The organism is Chitinophaga sp. XS-30, assembly GCF_008086345.1.
Classification (GTDB): Bacteria; Bacteroidota; Bacteroidia; order Chitinophagales; family Chitinophagaceae; genus Chitinophaga.
Window position 1 is genome coordinate 5,880,186 of the sequence record NZ_CP043006.1, and the last position, 22,113, is coordinate 5,902,298.

A 22,113-nucleotide genomic window follows, 5' to 3' on the forward strand; every position below is an offset into this window, starting at 1 on the left:
TATTTTTTAAATCCATGTAACATGCAGCATTTGTTTCATCCAGGGCAGCTTCACTACTGCATATCCCCAGGGTAAGCGGGAGAGCAGAACATCCTGTGCCTGCGGTTCCACATGCAACAGGTAGCTATCTCCTGCGGGGAGCAGCTTTCCCTCCCTTTGCAGAAAACCTTCCTGCAGTCCGCCGGGACTGGTGCTGCGCAAAGCATTCCAATGCCTGATCACGGCTTCCAGCAATTCCCGGCAGGCCGTCATTTCTTCGTCGGTGAGCGGGGCCTCAGCCGGAACCGGGGTTTCCACATCAATGCCGGTCAGTATCTTCAGAAAAACCAGGCGGTATTCGTGAAGGCCCGTTTCGCCGAAGGCCAGCCATGACAATAACTGTAATGCCCTGAACGGGCTTTGGGGCGTACACCACTCCTCTCCTTCCCGTAATCCTGTTTCACGAAAAAGCTCTGCCAGAAAAGGATGCAGCAGCACTAAACCTGCCGCCTGTACGAATATGGCATGTTCCTCCGCAGGTATCTCTCCGGGTTTCTTCCGTTGTAAAGATTGTTGCGCGATGCCTGCCAGCACCTGCTGTACAAGCGTTTCATCATCTTCCTTTTTTCCCTTCTGCATTTTGCCGCCGATGATATTACCCTGTTTATCGACAATGCTTCCGGGATCAGCTGCTTCCGTTGTGCCGGGTGCTGTTTGCTGTTGCAGGTATTCCCTGAGCGAGGCAATATGAGCCGACATTATTGCATGATCAATGCACAGGGGCAGCACAACTACCGCCATTTCCCGGCTGAATGCATTCCGGCCGCCGGCCGTTGCTTCCAGCAGTTCCGGCAAACTGATACTGCCGGCCTTCTCCATCCACATCAGCCAGAAGTGCTGGCGGAACAGGGATTGAAGGCTGGGAAAAGATGCCGTTGCGGGTTGCAGCAAATGGTATTGTTGTCTTCCTTCCTCTCCCTTCATATCCAGCAGTTGCAGGCAACCGCCTATCCATTCCGCGCTGAAATGATTGCTTAGCCTGATCCTTGCCGCAGCGGAAGTTTGCAGTATTTCCTTCAGCATCGCCTTTCCCCGTTCCTGCAAGGTCTCCATCCAGGCGAGGCTGAAATGTTCGTCCAGATGCTGCGGATGGCCATGCATTTTGTGCCACCAGGGGAAATGGCCGCTGGCGAGAAAGCCCAGCAGCACCTGCTGCGTTGCCATTGATGCAGAAAGGTGCTGTACGGAAGGCTTTTTCTTTTGCTGATCACCAAAAACATGTTCACTGTTTTTCAATGCCGTTTCAGACAAGGCTTCCGGCAGTTCATTCATGCCATCCGGCATATGCGTTGCCATCAGTTCCCGCAATTGTTTTCGCAACGTTTCCATCAACCTGCCGTAGCCTTCGCGTTCAAACTCCCCGGTAGCAAAAACACCGAGGTCTATTTCAAGTTTGTCTATCACGAGGTGTCTGGCCTGAGGGGACAGTTCATCAAAACAGGCTTCTATACAAGGTTTGATGATATCCTGCAAAAAATGCGCGGCGCGCTTATCCCATTCAAAATTCATTTTTGAACTGGCAGCGCTTAATTCAAACACCTGCCGCTGGATGATATGTGTTCCTTTGGTGTGCATTTATCAGCTTTCAAGTGCTGTATAGATATTGACAAGTACCTGGGCGAGCTGGTCGCGCAATGGCGCTATCACTGGTTCCTGCGGTTCATCTGCGAGATAAGCGGACAGCCACGCGCGATACTGTATTTCAAAGTTGGTAAAGCTGGCATCGGCTGCTGCAACCGGTGTGCCCGGCAAAGCGCTGTCAACCCACAATATCCTTGGCATAATGTGAGCGGGGCAGGCTTTCCGCACCTGTTGCTCCGCCAGTTTCCTGAATTCCGGATCTCTCCATCCCTCCGGTTGCACCGGCACACGGGGGCTTGCCGGCACGGAAAAATCCCGGCCGTACCCTGAAGGGAAAACAAAGCTGATCTGGAAGGAATAAGCATCCGGGGTCTCTGTCATATTCAGCGCTGTACCGCCGGTTGTTACCGGGAATAACAGCAGATGCTCGATGAGATAAAATCCCTGCATGCTGAACAGGCGGAAGATGTGCTGCAGAATTCGCTGCAACGCTTCCTTCGCCAGCTCCTGCGTGGCATAATCGAGCGGCGCGCGGGCCAGCACTGTACCATCGGATGCCAGCAGCAGCACCCGGAAGATATTGGCGGCGGGGTTTGTGATCTCGTAATTGCTGATGTCTGTACCGCGACTGATCACCGTCTGCATACCGGCCTGTGCTGCGGCAATAGCCAGCGGATCTGTAGCGGCCGTATAATCCACCTGACCGGTGAGCAATTCCGCGCCGGTGAACAGCGGCCTTTCCCACATCCTGAAACGTTTGCGGATGGGTGGATTGGGTGGCTGGTCAAACACTTCGAAATAATCCGCGGTGGCATGTACAACGGTTCTCCTTTCCTTTATGGCGATACCGAGCATGTGATATAATCTTTCTTCCAGGGGTGTCAATGCAAAGCTGACCCACAGCCCGGTGATGACCAGTATGGTATTGTCTCTCCTGGTGGCGGCCAGCGCGGGTGAAGCAAATGTGGCGATGCTCTCGGCAATGGCCTGCGTGTCCGCCGGCGTTCTTTTGATGATCAGCCGCAGGTCCGGACCGGCGGGAATGGTATCATAATTTCCCGCGATAGTGGCGAGGGAGGAAACTTCAGCGGCCAGCCTGCGGCAGGCCATTACTGACACTTCAGGTGTCACTCCGCGCAGCAATGCAGTCCCTCCGGCATCGGTGATGGCCCAGGTAAACCCGGCCGGCGTTGCCTGTATCTGCAGCAGCCTGTCCGTCCGCCAGAGCAGATTGCCGTATGCCTGCGCCCTGTCGCGGTTAAGCGCCGGCAGATCATGCAGGAATGCGGATTTGCGCCTGATCATTTGCCGGGAAGCGGCGTTCCTTTGTTCTGCCTGCCTTGCAAGCAGCACATCCAGCGGCATTCCCATGCTATCCGGTACGATGGATGCTTTATGGTAGGCCAGTGCGGCAGTGTCATACATGTCTTCCCCGAAAACGGCCAGCAGGTGATTCAGCAGGCGGTTACGGCGTGCAAGGAACTGTTCGCGGCTTTCGGCAGATTGTGCCAGTGCGGTCACATAGCCATTATCTGCATCCTGCTGGAAATTCTCCCAGTTACCGGATTGCAGGTTAAAGTGCCGGATCAGTTTTTGGATCTCGGGCAGGTGGTAAAGCGGCTGCGGAAAAAGCGTTTGTTCCAGGTCCGGATCAGCAGAAAAGAAGGCGTTGATATTGGATAGCTGTCCTGCCAGCCCGGCAGTCAGCTGTTCGAAAAAGAACAGGTATCCTTTCAATTGCAATGCCAGCGCTTTCCGTTCGGCTGTGGCTGTTTCCGGCAGGCCGGCTTCTCCTACGCCGTAGACCAGCGGCAGATCATTTTGTATGGGATAGTAATCCGCTGTGGCAAACTGTTCTCCCGCGGGAAGCGGAATATCTTCAAACATGGTGGTCTCCTCCAGCAGTTCCGCGGCTTTCCTGCCCTGCACCAGCTCTATTACGCGCTGCAGATCGTATGTTGCTTCCGCTCCGCTGCGGAAGAAGGTAATGCGGGATTTGGTCAGGCTCAGCCTCGGGATATGCCGCTGGCTTTCCACCAGATGCAGGCAATCCCTGGCGTTGGAAGTGATGGGACGGTTGTCCAGGTAATTGGCCAGGCTCAGGTTACGCACAGCGGTGATATTCCTTGCGCTCACATCCTCGCGCTGCACGATGTCGGTCCCCCGCTGATCCCTTTGCTGAAGAATGAGGCGCAATATATCCGAGGTGTACAACACATCAGGAAGGGTAGTCGTACTGAGCGCACCATCCTGCAGAAAACCGGTATCCATTGACGGGCCTTCGAAGATCGCGTCCGGGGCGTGGGTGGACAGCAGGTCGCTAAGACTGCTGAGGTGATTTACCGGCGCAATAAACCGGTCGATGGCAAAGAAAATATCGGCCAGCAGATCTTCCAGCAGCACACCGGGATTCACGTCGATGATCGCGGAGACCGCTACTTCCTGCAGCCGCACGGCCTTATAATCAAAAAAATCTTCACACAGGTTCCGGTAGTCCTTCAGATACCGTCGTACAACGCGCATGGCATTATTGGCATCGCGTACCCGGTTATTGAAACGATGTACAAGCGCCAGATCGGTCGGGCTGTTATCGATGATGGAAGTTACCCTGGCACTTAATTCCGGGAGAATGAACGGGAGGTCCGTCAGCGGATTGTCCATCGGGGTGGTCACCTGGGCCACTACCCACAACAGCCTCACACCGGGAGGGCCAACGGCAGGTTGATAGCTTACATTGATGCGGGCGAAGTATGCATCGCTTCCTTCGATCTGGTTCCATTCATTACCGGAGCTCATGTCGAATGTTACACCGGTGAAGGTCACATCTTCCGCAAAAGGGCCGGCATCCGCATCATCCCAGTATGGAAAAGCGAGATCGATATTGTAGTCCTGCCCTAACGGTAGCGGATGTACGATAATGCTGAAGGTATTGCTGTTCAGATCGTTTTCTGCAAATTCCAGCAATATGCTGAGCCTTCCCCGCGGTTCCGTGCTCAAGGGAAAGAGCCATGCATTCTGCACCAGCGGATGATCGATGAGCACTTTCCTGAAATCCCGCAGGGCAATGGGTGATACGGGCAATATTTCGGCGGCGGTGTATAATTCCTGCTGGTGGCCGGAAATATCGCTGGCAATGAGGTCCCGCATATCCATTCCGCTGCGGAGGCCCATTTCCGTGATGGCATAGCAAAACGCTTCCAGTAGCGTGATGCCGGGGTCATGGAGGTTATGGTCCGTCCAGCTTTCTGCAGCCACCGAGCGCAGAAACTGCATTCCCTCTTCACGGAGGAAAGAGAAGTCCTGGCTTTTCATGGCCGGGGGTGTAACAATGATCGGGGTTGCGTCGTTCATGTGCTTATTGTTTTTCGTGGGCCGCTTTCAGTTCGGCTTCCAGTTCCTTTACCCGTTGCGCGAGCTCCTGGATGGCGTTCACCATCACATAGGTCAGGGCGTTGCCGTTGTACATCAGCACATCGTCCTTTCCATTCTTTTCTTCACTTTTGCCGGCGCCGGAAACCATGTAGGGGAATACTTCCTGCATCTCCTGCCCGATGATCCCTACTTCGTCCTGCTCTGTTTGCGCATTCGGAAGATTGGTATATTTGAAACGCACCGGCCTTACCTGCATGAGCTTGTCCAGCCCGTCATCAAATTCCCTGACATCTTTTTTGTAGCGGACATCGGATAATACCGTCCAGACATTCCCGTTCAGCTTTCCGGCATCCCCGTTCACCTGCAAAATATGATTGGCGGTAGCTCCGGGAAGCAGTGCGTTGTTGCCGATCACCACAGGCCCCGTTGGCGCAACGAACAAACGGGTATTGGTGCCGCTGAGGGTCAGGTGAATGGACTGGCCACCGGGCGCATTGAGCCTTACTTCTCCCGCAGGGTTCTGGCGTAACGCGAAATTGGCGTTACCCTGACTCCGGTCTACATGACTGAACTGTGCCGATGTGGCAAAGGCGCCGTTACCATTGGAGATGGCCGCACTCCCGACCCTTACCCGGTCTGCCTCGCTGATGTTATTGCCCAGCGGAACTTCCAGCCGGTATAAAGGTGCTGCAGGAAAATTTCCGATTCCCACATTACCGCCGTTGAAGGCCACACTTGGCCCTCCGGCCACCGGCAGGAATGCGCCGGAGCTGCCGCCCACGTTCGTGAACGTACCGCCGTCAAATACCTGCACATTCCCTCCGCTGAAACGAAGCGTGCCGGGCACACCGGTGGCAGGATTACCGAGATTCACCCCTCCGGGAATGTTGAGATTGTTGTTCGCATCTACATTGACGGCATCATCTATCTTGGTGACAAATGAATCAACCAGGTCACCAAAGTCCGCACCCGTTGGACGTTCACCGTCTCCGAACTGTTGTTTTAAATAAGATTTGCTACGTTCTGGCATGATTGAAAAATTTTAGCAATTATGAAATGGGTACAAAATCAAGTCCGATGATCATCTGCCCAATACCGATCTGTTGTGTGCCGACACATACCGCGCTGTCCGCTTGCAGGGCTTTAATGCGGTGCATGCTGTTCGACACCAGGATAGTATCGGGCCTTGTGGCCGAGGCTACTTCTACCGGCACGCCGACCACGAAATCCACGTTGATCGTTTTGCCGATGCTCCCGCCGATGGTAGGTTCCGGTGTATTGCCGATGATAAAGTCCAGCGCAATTTCCATATCGCTGATACCACCGCCGAGGAAGCTTTGCCCGTAGTGACGGTGGTACAGCTCGAAATCCGTTACATGGTCCACATACTCCCGGCCTTCAATGAAAGCGAGTATTTCGGAAGCATGCACTTTCCCGCCGAACACAATATCGCGGCCTTCTTCATAAGCCCAGGGGCTGAGGAATTTTTTGATCTCTTCATTCAGCACCGCCGTGTAATATCCCGGATCGAATGCGGGATGAAAGCTCACTTTACAATCCACCAGCAGCGTCTCATAACTCGGATTGCTGACGTGTACTTTTACAAAGGGCGATACGTAATTGGCGCTGATGAAATCACTGATCTCGCGCAGTCGGTTCAGGTTCACCTTTGGCTGCAAAGGGTCCCCGGTGGGGCGTTTACGCCAGTCCGGCACCACCACCATCCTTACATCGCCGGGGCGGAGGGACTGGTCCGTATCCGAATGCGGCAGACATTTTATCTTATATATTTCGGGGAAAGATTCCAGTACCAGCCGCTCGTAATCCCATCCGGACACAGCGCGGTTCTTATGCCGCAATCTTTCGCTTGACCTGCGGTAAAATGCATCGTCCGCTTCCGCATTGCGGCCGCCGAAGGAAGGGAAAGGCTGCGTCACTTTCCGGATAGCGGGGACCTTCACGACCAGTTTGCTGATCGTTTCCGGCGGCAGCGGGGCAGAGAGATGTTCCTCAAATCCCGCGGCAGAGCCGCCAGGCAATACCAGCGCCGCCCGTGCAGCTTGTGTATCGATCTTGCTGATGGCTGCCGCGCCTTCCGGGTTATCGTCCACACTTACCCTCAGCCAGCGCATGCCCTGCGGCATGAGGCTGTGATCTTCCGTTGCATCGGCGCCGATGTTCACCCTTATCAGGCCCGGCTTCTGAAAACCGCCGGTGCTTTCTTCCAGTATATCCGCCGGCGCAATGTTCTGCCAGCGGTTGCCGGCCAGGTAACTCCAGCGGAGATCCGTCGAACGCAGCAAGGCTTCACCTTCCACACTGCCCTCTTCTATCTGGAAGAGGAAGGAAACAGTTTGCGGCACCTGCGCTTTCTGCAATCCGATGTATAAGGCGCCTTTGCCCGGCAGGGGCGGTATCAGCAATGCCGTATCATCTTTCTTCGTTTCACCCGGACCAAAAACATCCTGCACGAAATATTGATCGATGCCATTGGGGTCACCGGGTTTGAAAACATCTTTCGCGGTATAGTCCAGCTTCACGGATTTCAGCACCGGCGTGTACGGCGGCTTCGGCAATTCCGGTTTCGGGCCGATGTCATTGTATTTGCTGAGCAGGATCACCTGCTGCGTATAGGCAAACGGAAACGTTTTATGTCCGAATGCTTCAAAAGGCGCTTCCGCAGGTTGATTCGACAATGCCCCGCGGGTAGGACCCGTCAGTACCAGGCGAATGAATCCCTGGTTCACTTTGTTATCGAACCCGCCGGAAAGCTGCAGCTGCGGATCACGCCGGAAAGGCCTGTTAGTGGTTTGGGTGGAGAAAGAACTTTTGTTCACGCCTACCTGCTGCGGCAATGCCGTACCAAAGGGATTGAACAAGGCTTCGTTATGCACAAGGCGCGTGCTCCAGTTCCTGTCGGACAGGATATCCATTGCAGTGGAAAAAGCGGAGTGCGCGATAAGATTGTTGCCGTAGTTGCTGTACTGGTCTGTAAAGCTCTCCGGAGGGTCCTGCCACTCCAGCGTTACACTTACAGACGTGAGCGTTTTGCTGAATGCTTCGCGGCTGCCGATATACAGGTTGTTGGATACCATGGGAGCGCTGCCGAAGGGAAGCACCGGTTTGTCTGACGGCTGCAGGGACTGGTCATTCTGCAAGACCAGCTCTTTCATGCCTTTCACTTCCACTTCAATGCCCACGCTTTCTACCTTGAAGCCTGCCAGCACTTCCATCATGTAACGTTCCGGTTTCAGCAGCACACGCATGACAGGCCATGCCGTGCTGAAGGCCCCCTGATGCAGCGCTTCATCATATCCTGTAATGGCGGGCATGGCTTCCGTCAGGTCAGCGGAAAGCTCCAGGGTGAAGGGGTTTTCCAGCTCAGGGTCCTGCACCAATACGCCCGGGATCAGCTCCGCTTTCAGGGTGATGTTATCCCTGATCCAGCCTTTTTCTCCCGTAAACTCCACACTGAGCATAGGCGTCAGCACCAGCATGGGAGACGTAAACCCTTTGGCGGAGCGCAGCTGAATGCTCATGCGAACGGTGCGCGTGCCTTCGGCCAGCAGGAGGTTCGGGGATGCCACGGCCCATCCGAAGGAGGCCGGCTGCATGGGCCTTGATTCCGGCGGCAACGATAGCTGTGCCGTACCAAAGGGGCGCCAGGCGGTAAGTGTGCTGTTCCGCACAACGGCAGCATCATCCGCTTTAAAAACAATGGCCTTGCCGGAAGCATTGGCATCAGTGTAAGCGGAACGGATCATGCCCGTTACGGCATGCGTGATCACCAGCTCGCTTTCCAGTGCATAACGTAAAGGCTGTCCGGATGAAGTTTTGCCGCCATCCAGCAACGTTCCCGGTTTCAGCAGTACGGGCTGTGCATTCTTGCCGGGTTCGAACAACACATGTACTTTGTCCGGCACAGGCGCCAGCCTTCTCAGCCGGAGCACTTCTTCATAATAATAATCCAGCCGTTTTTTGACCAGCGTATTCAGGTCGTCCTTTGCAAAGGTGTAGACTTTCAGGAAGGCCAGCAGCAGGGCCAGGTGGGGTGACAGGTCCTTCTTCACCGCAAGCATCGCCAGCAGTTCGTTCTCGGAAATGATGCCGGAACTGTTGCGGAGCAGATCGAAGAAAGGTTTCCAGTCACCCTGCGGAAGATTATTGCGGTCGTAATACCTTACCAGCGCCGCCAGTTCGTAAACGAAGCGCAGCAGATCTGTTGTGGAACGGCCGTCTATTTTAACCTTGGCAGGATCCAGTGCGGGCTGCGGGCGTCCGGGCTGGTTTACACCATCCGTTGCCAGCAGGTACTGATAGATATTTTTACTGGTAATAGTCATTTTACTTTTCAGTTAGATAGAACGGGAATACCAGGTTATTTCTCTTGTTGGTGCTGCGCACGGTATAATCTACCAGGATGCTGATCTTTCCGGCAGCTATTTCATCCGGCAGTATCCTCACTTCATTCAGGTTCACCCGCGGTTCATACATCAGCAGCGCAGTTTCTATTTCTTTTTCCATGGCTGTAGCGGCGGTTGTGGTCATGGATTCAAACAGCCAGCGGTCGCGCTTCCAGCCGAAGAACGGCTGCATAACACGTTCGCCCAGCTCTGTGGAGAGCAGCAGGCTCATACTGCTGCGGATGCTTTCTTCCGCTTCCAGCATGATCACTTCTTTACCGAATTTGTCGAATACCGGGGGAAAGCTCCACCCTCTTCCCAGGAATGCTTTTTCGTTTGCCATAGATCTGTTTTTTATCATCCAATGAGTACGGTCGGGCATCCTGCCACGATGGACCCTCCATGGGCTGTGCTGTCTCCCATTCTTGCCGCAGGCATGCCGCCGATCAGTACGGTAGCCGAGCCCAGCACTACGCTGTCCGGGGGGCCTGTGCAGGTGAGCATATCGCCCATCCGCAGGGCGGGCATACCGCCGATCAGTACCGTGGTACCGCCCGGAGGCAATGCTGGTCCGCCGACGTGCGGCACTGTGGCCGTTACCATCGGGCATACATGCATATCACTTACTCTGGCTGCAGGAGGCATATTTATCAGTTTATCTGTACAAGACTTCCTTTGATAACGGTAACAGCGCTGGAGCTTGCTTCCATCCCGGCGGTGCCTTCGGCCTTGAACTGTGTTCCGGCTTTGAGGCCCATGTCCGTTCCACTTTCCATCGTAATGGCCTTTGAAGCCTTCAGCACCAGGTCTCCCGCGCTTTCCACCGAAATACCGGAAGAGGACAATACGATCTTGTTGCCATTCTGATCCGTTATATTGATCTCGCTTTTATCTTCATCCAGCACCAGCATATTTCCGGCGGGCGTATCGATGGTCAGTGTTTTTTTATCGTCATTAAAAAGAATGTGCATACCACTCCGCGATGTGTACCCTTTTTCGTGATTATCGTCCGCAGCCGTGAGCGGCGGTGCTTTGGCACTGCTGTGCAATCCGCCGAGGATGACCGGTTGCCGGGGATCGTCATCGAGGAAACCTACCAGTACCTCATCATCTATTTCAGGGAGAAAAAAAGTGCCGCGGTTATCACCGGCATCCAGTGTAGCCACGCGTGCCCAGGCACCTTCACCATCCAGTCCAACAGCCGGTATCTTTATGCGAATGCGCGATTCCGATGCGGGGTCGCCTTCCAGCGCGGTGACGATGCCGGTATGCAGACCACTGATACCGGGCAATAAAGCGGAAGCCGGATGCGGCTGGTCCGTAAAGGTCTCCGCATGTTGCTTCGGCGTTAGCCCCAGTTGCAGGTCTGTCAGCCAGTTGCCCTGTGATATCTCATGCCGTACGCCACTGACCCAGGCCATGCCGTTGAAACGATCACCGAGACCTTCCAGTGCTACCGTGATGCCGGGTAGTCCTTTGGAGAATCCCTGCACTCTTGCCCTTCCGCACATGAAAGCCATTCTGCTGCGCAGGAGTTTGGCATCTGCCCAATTCTGCGCTTCCTCTTCACTGAGTTTGCCGGGCTGGCGCAGGATATATTCAGCGGCTCCTGCGCTGGCGCTGATCGCTGCGGGATCGAGGTTTCCGGGGGTCGTCCAGCCCGGGTCCGCCGCTTCTGCTTCAAGCAGCTCCTGGGCCGAGGGATCCCAGCTTTGCGCTTTCACCCCTCCGTATTGCTGCATGCCGTCGATCTCCAGATCAAACTCGATGAGGTTGGTGCCAAAACGCAATGTAGTATCCGTACTGGCCGCTACAGCAGGTTTGCTGATATCCACCTGTCCGTCATGCGCTATGGCAACGAAGCCCACGGCGCCGATGCGGCTCATCAGAAAATCCCAGTCCGTCACATCGTACTGCACCATCTCCGCATGCGTCACCGGCGTATCTTCAATATCCCCACTCAAGCCGTAATTCCCCAGCAAGGAGGCAGCGATATCACTGTCTTTCTGCTCTTCATACAACGCACTGTTCCGGGCAATGGTCATTAATGCCGCCTTGTCCCGGCACTCCACCTGCAGCTCGGTGTGCATCAGGCGCGCACGAAGAGAATGCCGTGTGATGATCCCTTTGAAGATCGTTTCATTAATGCCATGATACCCCGCCATGATCTCTATTTCATTACCCGGCACGAACAGGTCGCCATTACTGGCAGTCCAATCCATCAGCATTACATCACCGTCTTCAATATGCAACTGCGCGGAAGGAATGCGGTTCGCTTCCGTATGCACGATGATGGAACGGATGAGCGTACCGGAGGGTATCTCCGTCCCGTTTATGCTGATGGTGTAAGTCACCAGGCTGGTATCCTGTTCTATCGGTAATAATGTTGCGCTCATGGTCATTTCTTTTTAGCCGGAGGAAAGGCGATCTCGCTGCCTTTTCTCAGTCTTCTGAAATCATAGAGTTTGTTGGCGCGGGCCACTTCGATGTAGTATTCCGGTTTGCCATAAATGCTGTGCGTCATCAGCGGAAGCGTATCCCCTGCGATCACCGTTCGCTGATGGGTAAGATCCGGGGATTCCTTGCCTTCCTTGTTCTCCCGCAGGATATCCGCAATGGCGCTCTGGAAAGTGACCCTGGCTTCTACCCTCAGCGGCGTGCCGCTCACATCGAATAGTTTGTAGTTCAATGCCATGCTGATCAGCACACAATCGTATATCTGCCTTCCCCATGTGATCTGCACCCAGCGGGGGCCGTGACTGGCCGGATCGAAGTTGTACACCACCTTCGAGAATTTGCCGATCTCTTTCATGACGTCATACTCGTCATCTCCGCTGAAGAGGCCCGCCACTGCACCGGCAATGGGGATGTTATCCAGCGGCCCCGCAGGCGGCGGCACTACGCCCGTACCATCGAACAGGATGGTGAAATCCATGGAGGTGGGAGACATGTTGGCCAGCTTCGGGTTGCTGTCCGAAGTGCCCATCGCCTCGCTGCGCTGGTAGTTCACATTGTGGCTGATGGAGTAGGATTCGGGGTTGATCTGTACGGCATACTTGTCTCCTTCCGCATTGCTGAGCACACGCGTACTGTTCCCCGGCACCGCCGGCTGATAGGCCTGAATGATCATCTTGGCCAGTTTTCCTCCTCCGAATAAAGCGTCCAGCATTTATCGTTCTTTTTGTCTTTTTAAAATTTTCATCACCTCTTCCGCGCACAATGCAACGATCCTTTGCAGTTCCCACTCGCTGAGTGCGGCACGCGGGGAAGTACCGGCACTGCCGGATGATCCGGAGGCGCCCTGCGGCGGGTCTTCCACCCGTGCTTTGATAACAAGTTCCCTGACTTCAATGGGCATATCTGTTCGTTTTAAATACTGATACTGATGTCTGCGGAAGCAGCAAGCCCTGCTGCCAGATCCAATCCTACGCTGATGGGGTCGTAGTATTTGAAATACTGGTAGCTCAGCACCAGTGTTTCCACCACGATCTCGTTGCTGCCCGCATTGATGCCCGACACTTCCAGCCGCTTGGGGATGGCGTTGATCAGGTACCAGTTGTACAACGGCACATGATCCGCATTCATGAGGGATATCAGCACATTGCTGGGTTTGAACCTGAATTCATCGATAGCCTGCCGGGCCCAGTGCAGCACTCCGGAGCCCAGGAACTTGCCCCGTTTCATGGTCACATCCCCGTATTTGGTGCGGGTGGGCAGGTTATGGGAGAAACGGTGCTCCCCTCCTTCCGCTTTCGTTTCCATTTCTATGTCCACGCTCAGGCCGGACACTTCCTGGAAACGCACATCGTTCGGGAACTGCGGCAACACTTCAAACAGTACGAGGAAGTGAAAGCCAGGCTGTGGATAATCGAATGCTGACATGGGCATTAATCATTTTGGATAACGAGCCCTTCATGTGCGAGCTCAATGGTTTCGATGGCCACTTCATTACCATCGGCTTTCAGGTCGGTGGACTGTACCTTGATGGGCCAGGCGTTCTTTACTTTCCATACGATCACCGGCTCGTGGTTCTCGTTGAGAAGGCTGATGGTAACGTTCCGGCGCTCGATGGTGTTGAGAGCCACGGTATTCCACCAGACGAAGAAATCATTGTCTCCCGGGAAAGTACCACGCTTCATGGTGATGTTGCTGTACTTCTGCATGCCCGGCATTTTGATCTTCGTGTATTCGGGGCTTGCGCCATCGCGGTATTCAATGGGATCGGTCTGTACGTCCAGTCCCGAAACCTCGGTAAAGCCAATGCTGGCACCACCCCATTCAACCTGGAAGTGGAATTTTGGAAGCGGATAGTTCGCCATAACTTATTGTTTTAAGATGTTAGTGATCAAATCAGGATTCCTGCATTTTATGAGAGAAGCGGAGCACGATGAATTCCGCAGGCCGTACGGCTGCCATACCGATCTCTACGATCAGCCGGCCTTCCAGGATGTCCTGCGCAGTCATTGTTTCACCCAGCCCCACTTTAACGTAGAAGGCTTCTTTCGTGGTAGCTCCCGCCAGTGCGCCCTGCCGCCATTGCAGTGTAAGGAAGTTCTCGATCATGGCGCGGATGCGTACCCAGGTATTGGCATCATTATTTTCGAACACAAAAGGTTCCGATGCCTTTTTCGTAGATTCTTCCACGTAGTTGAAGAACCGGCGGACGTTCACGTAACGCCATTCGTTATCGTTGCCCGCGAGGGTGCGCGCGCCCCATACGAGGATTCCTTTTCCGGTGAATGCCCGGATGGCGTTCACGGATTTTCCGGTATCATGCACGTTCAGGGAGCCCTGCTCCTGGTCCGTCAGTTTATATGCAGGCTCAATCACACCGCGCAGGCTCATATTGGCAGGCGCTTTCCATACACCACGCGAACGATCCGTTGCCGCATAAACCCCTGCAACAGCGCCGGATGGCGGCAGCAGGCTCATATCTTTCCGGATGCGTTCGTACACCGCTTTGAAGAACGGATGTTTGGCGAACAGGTTCTTTTCCGCCTGGTCTGTACGGAAAGCCGCGTCCTGCACCAATGCCGTAAAGGCTTGCGCGATGGCATCAAATGCCGTCTGCAGGATCGGGGAATTAGCTGCCAGATGAGCCGTTTGCGCAACCGAGGGTGTGGTAAAATCCGTTGTATCTGCCGCGATGGTATTGATGGCAGCTCCGCCAACCCAGTCTTCCAGGTCCAGTGAATCGTATTCGGTATCTACATCTCCTTCTACCCGCGTAGTAGAAATGGAGTTCATCACATGTGTGTTCTTTTCGAATGCGATGAGGCTGATGATCTGGTCCTGCAACCCGGTGTCCGCGCGCAGTGAGGTCAGCAGCTGCACGAGGCCCGGCGAGTTCCCGGCATCATCTTCCAGGTCGCGGAAGGCAAGGGCAAGCTCCTGCACGAACGTCATCATCGCCGTAAAGAGCGGCCTTACCAATAAGGCGGTATTGGCGCCCATCACTGCCGTGCGCAGAGTATCGAACTGAGCGCCCAGGGGATTGTAATTATTCCTGTTGAGTGTTACCGCGGTTACCTTGGAGAATATCCGCTCCTCTTCCGTACGCCTGGCGCGCAGATCCGTTACCAGTGCATCCAGTGCGGGATTACCGGTCATCGTATCTATGGTGGCGTCCGGGATGGCTACCGGTATGGCCTGGTCGTCCACGAAAGAGAGTTGTGAAAAACGGATCTCTTTCAGGTAGGTGGTGTTCAGCCAGGGGTAATAAACAGCGGCGTATTTCAGGTTTTCCGTGCCCACCTGGGTGCGGAATTGCGCCACCGGTGTGGAAGCATGGTCCGGAGCCCGGTAGCCTTCCATCATATCCAGTATGCCGAAGCGGTCCTGCAACCGGCCGCACTGATCGATGATCGCTTTGTGCAGATTGCCGGCCTGCACAAAGTCAGGCGTTCCATCCGGCAGGCGAAGCGCCATGCTGTCCGGAGAGAGGATCAGGGTAGGCTCATCCACTTTTGCGAGTGATTGCAACCCGCCGCGAAGACCGGTGACATTGTCGCCGAAGACCACATCAGCCGTGTAGTTACCCACGGTCACCACATAACAGGGGCCGCCGCCATTGTCAAAATAATGGCGCACTGCATCAAAAAGGTAATACCTTCTGCCGTTCGCCGGGGTGATGTTCAGGATATTGAAACCGGCGCCGGGAGCTACCTGCACTTCATAGGAAGCCGGGTCATAAGCGCCGCCGAAAACGGTGGTAAAATCAAGCATCGAATTAAGACGTACGGGTATGTTGATCAGCGTGGCGCCTGCGGTATCCAGCGTAACCGCGGTATGCCCGATGAACGCAGGGATGGCCGTAGCAACGGATGCCACGGAAGGGGGGATCAGCTGCAGTTCCTCAACATATACGCCTGGTGTTTTATAATCCATGATCGTTCAGCTTTAAAGATTAAGATTCCTGCATTTTGTGACTGAAGCGGAGAACGATGAACTCTGCCGGCCTTACTACCGCCATTCCGATCTCCACGATCATGCGGCCTTCAAGGATATCCTGCGCGGTCATCGTTTGCCCCAGCCCCACACGCACGTAGAAAGCCTGTTCCGGTTTTGCCCCGGCCAGCGCTCCGGCGCGCCATTGCAGGATGAGGAAATTCTCGATCATGGCCCGCACTTTCACCCAGGTGTTGGCATCATTCGGCTCGAATACGAAGGCCTCCGAGGCTTTACGGGTAGATTCCTCCACCATATTGAAGAAGCGGCGCACATTCACATACCGCCATTCATTATCGTTTCCGGCCAGTGTTCTGGCGCCCCATACCAGTACCCCTTTCCCGCTGAAGGTGCGGATGGCGTTCACAGATTTTCCGGTGGTATGCACATTCAGGTTTTCCTGTCCCGCATCGTCCAGCGCAACGGTGGGCCTGTTCACAAAACGCAGGCTGATATTGGCCGGGGCTTTCCATACGCCGCGGGTGGAATCCACAGTAGCATACACGCCGGCAATGGCGCTGCTGGGCGGCAACACGATAGGCATCGCGGTGATGGCATTGCGGATATCGTGATACAGTTTATTCGCACGGTGGTACAGCGAACGGGGTTCATCAGCCGGGGCCGGGTCAGCAAGCCGCAATACGGTATTGGCAGGCACCGCTGCACCATCGAGTGTACCGGTGATGGTTACGGCCGCTTCGTCATAATTATAACTGAGCGTTGTTTCCAGCTGCGGGTAGTAAGCAGCGCCATACAGCAGGAAATTATTCCCGATGAGGGTACGGATGCCCAGCGTTCCGCTGTCTATCACATCTTCACCACCCGGTGCGCTGTAGTCGAGATGCCCGTTGAACACATCGATCAGGGCAAAGCGGTCTTTCAGTTCGTTACATTGCGCCAGTGCGGCCTGGTATAACTGGTAGAAATCTCCGCGCGCCAGTTGCAGCGCATCGGGGAAAACCAGCAAAGTCGGCTCATCTTCTTTCCCGATCGCCGTCAATCCTGCCGTATGATGCAGTAAAGCGGCCGGCACGGTATCCGCGCCGATCGATACGATGTAGCAGGGACCACCGCCGTTGGCGAAATACATTTGCAGGGAATAGTACATGCGGTACAAGGTGGCGGGCGCTGCGGGAGGGGTTTGCACGATGTTCTGCCCCTGGGGATTAGTGTTCACCACAGCGGTAAATGTTTCCAGCCGGGCGCCGAATACCGCTTCGTACTCTACCATGGATTTGATACGGACCGGGCGGTTGATCAATGTATTACCATTGAGCGTGGTATTCCGCGTATAACCAATGAAGGCCGGAATAGCTGTTTCCACCTGCGCCACTGAGGGCGGAAATTTTGGCACCTCGTCGATATAAACGCCGGGTGTTTTAAGATCTGCTAGATTTAACATGAGCGGTTATTTTTAATCATGAGCTTAAAAAATCAATACTGTATTCCCTGGGCTGCGGGGCTATTTGCCATGCATCCTTATATATTTCTATGATCCCTCCGGTGTTGGCGGCGATAGCCTGCTGATCGAATATGACGCGTTCCTCCACCGGGCTGCCGCCTTCCAGGCGCACGACATAAGCGCCTTTGGGCAGGAGGCTCACATCAAGACCGGCAGTGGTATGTTCTGCGGCTATCGGGTGATTGATGGAAAATGCGACTGCTGCGCCGGGCGCGATCCTGCCGGCCCGGAGCGCCGTAAAATCACCGGGGTCGAAGCTGGCGGAGAGTACATTGGTGCTTAATGCTCCCCTTTCCGGATCGCCCGCAGCTGCCGCCGCTGTGAGCCGCACCGTATTCCCCGCCAGGTTGCTGTCTATCGCGCCGGCGGCATTGAGATTATTGGCATAAAAGATCATGCTGCCGAAGGTCTGTGTGCCCTGGTCGAAGAAATCCGGCGCACTGCGGATAGCGAACCGGAAGGCGAAGACAACGGGAATGGTAATGGGACTGGCAGGCACCCAGTTCACACCATTGTGATGCTGACGCACGAAAGCCACCAGGCCTCCGGGAACGGGCCGGGTCAGGATACCGTAGTTCCTGAACACCTCCGCACCCGAGGGCGAAGGCTTCAGGACAACATCGTCACCTCCATCTGTGCCATTGATCAGTATCCTGATCCTGAACTCCGGATGATACCGCCATGCGATCACATTCATGTTCGTTATTTTAGAAGATTGCTTTTGAGGTTGATCTCGGAAATGATGCCAGCTCCGCTTTCTTCAGCATCCTGGATCACAGCCATGCGCATTTTGTATGCAACAGAGGGAATATATTTGCCTCCCATAACGCTCCACATCTGGTTCAGTTCTTCAAAGCTGGTGGAATACAGATCGAATATGATCCTGTCCAGATTCAGCGTACCCAGCACCGGCGTATCCGCGGGTGTGAACACGAATCGTCGCTGAAAGAAGGCGATGACCTGTGATATCCTGTGCAGCGCGATGCCATAGTTGTTCTTGTTGGCGCCGAACAGCACGTAGATGTTCAGATAAATCTCAGGCTGTCTTTCAACACCCTGCGGCAGTCCGCCGGATGTGTACACCGTGCGGCGAAAGGGAAGATTACGCAACGATTCCTCCTGCTCGATATTGATCACTGATGCAATGACCTTATCGCTGAGGCTTTGGGACGAGTTATCCTGAAAAGCGTCGGCAAACGAGATGTTTCCCAGTATCACTTCCGGATCTACGGCCCCTATGTAGGTGTTGAGTTGCGTAATGATTGCATTGAGGACCTGGTCAATCATTGACTTAAATTTTTGGGGGATGCAACTATCGAACTTGTGGAAAAACGGGGTTTTAAAAATTATCAAATACCAATCACTTCAACGGCACAGCATAACGGTGTATTTCTTTTTTTGGGGTTTATGCTGTGAACTTTTTATTGGGGCTCTTCACTTTGTAATATTAGGGATTAAATTTCATTCTACAAAAAAAAGGGTATGCGTATAAATACCTGAATTTTTTTTCATCAACATCCTTCCACAATGATCACGATCTCTCCTTTCACACCTTTTTCCGCAAAGTGATCTCGCACCTCCTGCAGCGTTCCGCGTTTGTTTTCCTCGAACATTTTCGTCAGCTCACGGGAAACGCAGCATTGGCGGGCCGGGCCCCAGTACTGTATAAAATCGTCCAGCGTTTTTACCAGCCGGTGGGGAGATTCGTAAAAAATGAGGGTGCGTTCTTCTGCGGCCAGTTGCGTAAGTAAAGTATGCCGGCCTTTTTTGGGGGGAAGGAAACCTTCAAAGGCAAAGCGGTTCATGGGGAGGCCGCTGTTGACCAGTGCGGGAACAAATGCCGTGGCGCCCGGCAGGCATTCCACCGGTACGCCTGCACGGATGCATTCGCGTACCAATAAAAAACCGGGATCTGATACGCCCGGTGTGCCTGCATCCGTGAGCAGGGCCATTTGTTTGCCGCCTTGCAATTGCTGCACCAGATGCTGCAACACCTTATGCTCGTTATGCTGATGATAAGGTGTTACAGGTTTGGTGATCCCGTAGTGCTTCAGCAGAACGCCCGATGTACGGGTATCTTCCGCCAGCACCAGCTCTACCGTTTCCAGCACCTTCACCGCCCTGTACGTCATATCCGCCAGGTTACCGATGGGGGAAGGAATTATGAAGAGCCTGGACAAGCGCTACTGGATATTAACTTCGTAAAATTCCATTACCTGGTTGGCCAGCAGCTTCTGGCAAGCGTTCTCTGCGATCTGCTGTGCATCTTCTTTGGATGCCGCCTCGATCTGCAGGGTAATATGCTTGCCGATGCGCACATCGTGAACATTGCCAAGGCCGAGGTTTTTCAGGCCGCCCAATACAGCTTTTCCCTGCGGGTCCAGCAATTCTTTCAGCGGCATCACGTTGATATGTGCAGTAAATGTCATCGTTCTAAAAAATTTGACGCGAAACTACGTGTTTTTTATCTAAAAGCGAAACGGTTTGCCCGACATCCCTTTACCAGCAAGGCTTTAAACAACCTTTGCCTTCGGCGGCACGAGGATGGACAACCCGACGTACGCAGTAAATATAAAAGGTACGGCCGCATAACGCAGCAAGGGGATGCTCAGGAGCGACACGAGCACCAGCAGAAAGCGCGGCCAGTTATCTTTCAGCGAGAAGTTCTTGAACTTCAGGCTGATCATGGGATGGGAGCTGACCATGAGATAACATAGCAGAAAGATGATCGCATACAATACCCAGATATTTTCCAGCCAATGCGCCAGATTATATGGATTATACAGCATGATGAGCGGGAAGGAGGCTACCAGGAACCCCACAGCCGGCGTTGGCACGCCAATAAAATGTTCGCTCTGCCTGGTATCCAGGTTGAACACCGCCAGCCGGTACGCGGCAAAACAGGGCACCAGCAATGCGGGCGCCAGGTTGACATAAGAGACATCAAACACGTCCGGCTGCCGGAGATAGGCGCTGCGCAGCAAACGGAACAGGATCATGCCTGGCACTACACCAAATGAAACAACGTCCGCCAGGGAATCCAGCTCCTTCCCCAACGGGGACGTGACTTTCAGCAACCGGGCCACGAACCCGTCAAAGAAATCTATGACACCGGCAATGACCACCAGGATGGAGGCCCAGTACACCGGTGCGGGATTCGTGACGGTATATTCTGTTCCGTTGAATTCTGCTATATACTGCGGTGCATGCAGGATAAAAATAATAGCCAGCGCTCCGCAGAACAGGTTGGATAGGGTAAGGATATTTGGAATTTGTTTCATTTTGTTATTGCTGGTTATCTGGTAATTATGCTGTCATTAATGCTTCGATCTCCTCTGCCGTGATAGGAATATTCTTCATCAGGTCCACATTCCCGCCGGATCTCAGCCAGAGGTTGTTCTCAATGCGGATGCCGATCTTTTCTTCTTCAATATAGATTCCCGGTTCTACCGTCATCACAGCGCCTTCGGGAATGGGCTGGAAGAAAGAGGGGCCGAGGTCATGCACATCTACGCCGAGGTGATGGGAAATGCCGTGATAGAGGTATTTGCGGTAGGCCGGGGCTTCGGGGTCCTGGTTCCGGATATCGCCTTCGGTGAGCAGGCCCAGCTTTACAAATTCCTTCCCGGCTTCCACGCCTACCATCTCATGGTATTTTGCGATGGTGATACCGGGTTTCAGGATGGATTTGGCATAGTTGTGCAGGTGCAGGCATGCGTTGTATATCTCGCGCTGGCGGGGGCTGAACTTCCCGTTCACCGGCACGGAACGCGTCAGGTCCGCATTGTACCCGCCATAAGCGGCGCCGAAGTCCATCAGGATCACCTCCCCGTCCTTACATTCCTGGTTATTGGCGATGTAATGGAGGGTACGGGCGCGGTCCCCCGAGGCGATGATGGAACCATAAGCCTCCCCGGTCGCCCGGTTGCGGAGGAACTCATGCATGATCTCGGCATGTATTTCATGCTCATATACGCCGGGGCGGATGAATTTGAGCAAACGGCGGAAAGCTTTTTCGGTGATGTCCATCGCTGTCTGCATAACCTTCACTTCCTCTTCGGTTTTCACCGCACGCAGTTCCTTCAGGATACGCGCGGCACGCAGATAGTTATGCAGGGGATAACGTTCCCGCAGTTCAGCGGCATAACGGTAATCGCGGACAGGCACATAATTGGAACGGCGGTTGTTCTCATTGGTATTGAGATAGATATTTCCGGCTTCGTGGATCCATTGTTGCAGGAGAGCATCCAGACTGTCCAGCCACACGATGGTCTGAATACCCGAAATGGCCTGCGCTTCTTCTTTGCGGAGGCGGTGACCATCCCATTTTTCCTTCATTTCGTTGGGGCGGACGAGTACCAGCACTTCCCGGTGTTTGGGATCAGGGTTGTCCGGGTAGAGCACCAGCATGGTATCTTCCTGCTCAATGCCTGTCAGCCAGTACAGGTCCGAATTCTGCCTGAAGGCATGCAGCGCGTCCCCGTTGGTGGGCAATTCATCATTTGAATTAAAAACAGCAATGGCATCCGGCAGCATTCTGGCGGCAAATCGTTCACGATTCTTCTCAAAGATCTTCTTGTCCAGCGGCAAATATTTCATGGATTATTTTTTTTCGATGTAAGAGGGCTCAAACTTACCGGAAAATCAGCAACCGGCAAAACCGGGCGGCAGCCCATACAGTGGCTTTACCCCATTTATCAGATATAGTATATTACCCCAAACTGCCTGATAATTCACAAAATAATTATTTAGCACATCTTTTAATTTTCCGGCAAATTGGAATCGATGCAATTAGATATAATCTAAAAA

General features: G+C 54.0%; 19 protein-coding genes. All 19 read right to left on the reverse strand.

From position 1 onward, the window contains the following. Positions 1 to 6: 6 nt before the first annotated feature. The 19 genes from FW415_RS23650 to FW415_RS23740 all read right to left on the reverse strand — a co-directional run bounded on the left by FW415_RS23650 (position 7) and on the right by FW415_RS23740 (position 21,903). Positions 7 to 1,614 (reverse strand): contractile injection system tape measure protein, encoded by a 1,608-nt coding sequence (locus FW415_RS23650; protein ID WP_148389571.1) that lies wholly within the window; start codon positions 1,612 to 1,614, stop codon positions 7 to 9. A 3-nt stretch (positions 1,615 to 1,617) separates the two neighbouring features. Continuing rightward, positions 1,618 to 4,971, reverse strand: a complete 3,354-nt coding sequence (locus FW415_RS23655; protein WP_148389572.1) for a hypothetical protein — start codon at positions 4,969 to 4,971, stop codon at positions 1,618 to 1,620. Positions 4,972 to 4,975: 4 nt separating this feature from the next. Beyond that, positions 4,976 to 6,022 carry a tail fiber domain-containing protein gene (locus tag FW415_RS23660; protein ID WP_148389573.1) on the reverse strand — a complete coding sequence of 349 codons (1,047 nt, stop codon included), beginning with the start codon at positions 6,020 to 6,022 and terminating at the stop codon, positions 4,976 to 4,978. 19 nt (positions 6,023 to 6,041) lie between these two features. Beyond that, a complete protein-coding gene (locus tag FW415_RS23665) occupies positions 6,042 to 9,335 on the reverse strand; it encodes a baseplate J/gp47 family protein (protein WP_148389574.1) in 3,294 nt (1,097 codons plus the stop codon). Position 9,336: 1 nt separating this feature from the next. Beyond that, complete coding sequence (locus tag FW415_RS23670; RefSeq protein ID WP_148389575.1) at positions 9,337 to 9,738, reverse strand: GPW/gp25 family protein; 402 nt, start codon at positions 9,736 to 9,738, stop codon at positions 9,337 to 9,339. Between the two features lie 14 nt (positions 9,739 to 9,752). Then, entirely contained in the window at positions 9,753 to 10,040 is a 288-nt protein-coding gene (locus tag FW415_RS23675) for a PAAR domain-containing protein (RefSeq protein WP_148389576.1), read from the reverse strand. A 5-nt stretch (positions 10,041 to 10,045) separates the two neighbouring features. After that, entirely contained in the window at positions 10,046 to 11,791 is a 1,746-nt protein-coding gene (gene vgrG, locus FW415_RS23680; protein ID WP_210420784.1) for a type VI secretion system tip protein VgrG, read from the reverse strand. 2 nt (positions 11,792 to 11,793) lie between these two features. After that, positions 11,794 to 12,564, reverse strand: a complete 771-nt coding sequence (locus FW415_RS23685) for a hypothetical protein (RefSeq protein WP_148389578.1) — start codon at positions 12,562 to 12,564, stop codon at positions 11,794 to 11,796. Continuing rightward, positions 12,565 to 12,753, reverse strand: coding sequence for a DUF5908 family protein (locus FW415_RS23690; protein WP_148389579.1), 189 nt, complete (start codon positions 12,751 to 12,753; stop codon positions 12,565 to 12,567). 11 nt (positions 12,754 to 12,764) lie between these two features. After that, complete coding sequence (locus FW415_RS23695) at positions 12,765 to 13,277, reverse strand: phage tail protein (RefSeq protein ID WP_148389580.1); 513 nt, start codon at positions 13,275 to 13,277, stop codon at positions 12,765 to 12,767. A 5-nt stretch (positions 13,278 to 13,282) separates the two neighbouring features. After that, positions 13,283 to 13,714 carry a phage tail protein gene (locus tag FW415_RS23700; protein WP_148389581.1) on the reverse strand — a complete coding sequence of 144 codons (432 nt, stop codon included), beginning with the start codon at positions 13,712 to 13,714 and terminating at the stop codon, positions 13,283 to 13,285. Between the two features lie 31 nt (positions 13,715 to 13,745). After that, complete coding sequence (locus tag FW415_RS23705) at positions 13,746 to 15,782, reverse strand: phage tail sheath C-terminal domain-containing protein (RefSeq protein WP_148389582.1); 2,037 nt, start codon at positions 15,780 to 15,782, stop codon at positions 13,746 to 13,748. A 19-nt stretch (positions 15,783 to 15,801) separates the two neighbouring features. Then, positions 15,802 to 17,244 (reverse strand): phage tail sheath C-terminal domain-containing protein, encoded by a 1,443-nt coding sequence (locus FW415_RS23710; protein WP_148389583.1) that lies wholly within the window; start codon positions 17,242 to 17,244, stop codon positions 15,802 to 15,804. Between the two features lie 16 nt (positions 17,245 to 17,260). Next, the gene (locus FW415_RS23715; protein WP_148389584.1) at positions 17,261 to 18,001 is read right to left on the reverse strand and encodes a hypothetical protein; all 741 of its coding nucleotides are present in this window, start codon (positions 17,999 to 18,001) and stop codon (positions 17,261 to 17,263) included. Between the two features lie 5 nt (positions 18,002 to 18,006). Beyond that, the gene (locus FW415_RS23720; RefSeq protein ID WP_148389585.1) at positions 18,007 to 18,591 is read right to left on the reverse strand and encodes a DUF4255 domain-containing protein; all 585 of its coding nucleotides are present in this window, start codon (positions 18,589 to 18,591) and stop codon (positions 18,007 to 18,009) included. Positions 18,592 to 18,815: 224 nt separating this feature from the next. Continuing rightward, positions 18,816 to 19,484 (reverse strand): 16S rRNA (cytidine(1402)-2'-O)-methyltransferase, encoded by a 669-nt coding sequence (rsmI, locus tag FW415_RS23725; RefSeq protein ID WP_246858848.1) that lies wholly within the window; start codon positions 19,482 to 19,484, stop codon positions 18,816 to 18,818. Positions 19,485 to 19,487: 3 nt separating this feature from the next. Then, positions 19,488 to 19,733, reverse strand: coding sequence for a phosphoribosylformylglycinamidine synthase subunit PurS (gene purS, locus FW415_RS23730; protein WP_148389586.1), 246 nt, complete (start codon positions 19,731 to 19,733; stop codon positions 19,488 to 19,490). Between the two features lie 84 nt (positions 19,734 to 19,817). After that, positions 19,818 to 20,585 (reverse strand): phosphatidylcholine/phosphatidylserine synthase, encoded by a 768-nt coding sequence (locus FW415_RS23735; protein ID WP_148389587.1) that lies wholly within the window; start codon positions 20,583 to 20,585, stop codon positions 19,818 to 19,820. Between the two features lie 25 nt (positions 20,586 to 20,610). Further along, positions 20,611 to 21,903 carry an aminopeptidase P N-terminal domain-containing protein gene (locus tag FW415_RS23740; RefSeq protein WP_148389588.1) on the reverse strand — a complete coding sequence of 431 codons (1,293 nt, stop codon included), beginning with the start codon at positions 21,901 to 21,903 and terminating at the stop codon, positions 20,611 to 20,613. Between the last annotated feature and the right edge of the window lie 210 nt (positions 21,904 to 22,113).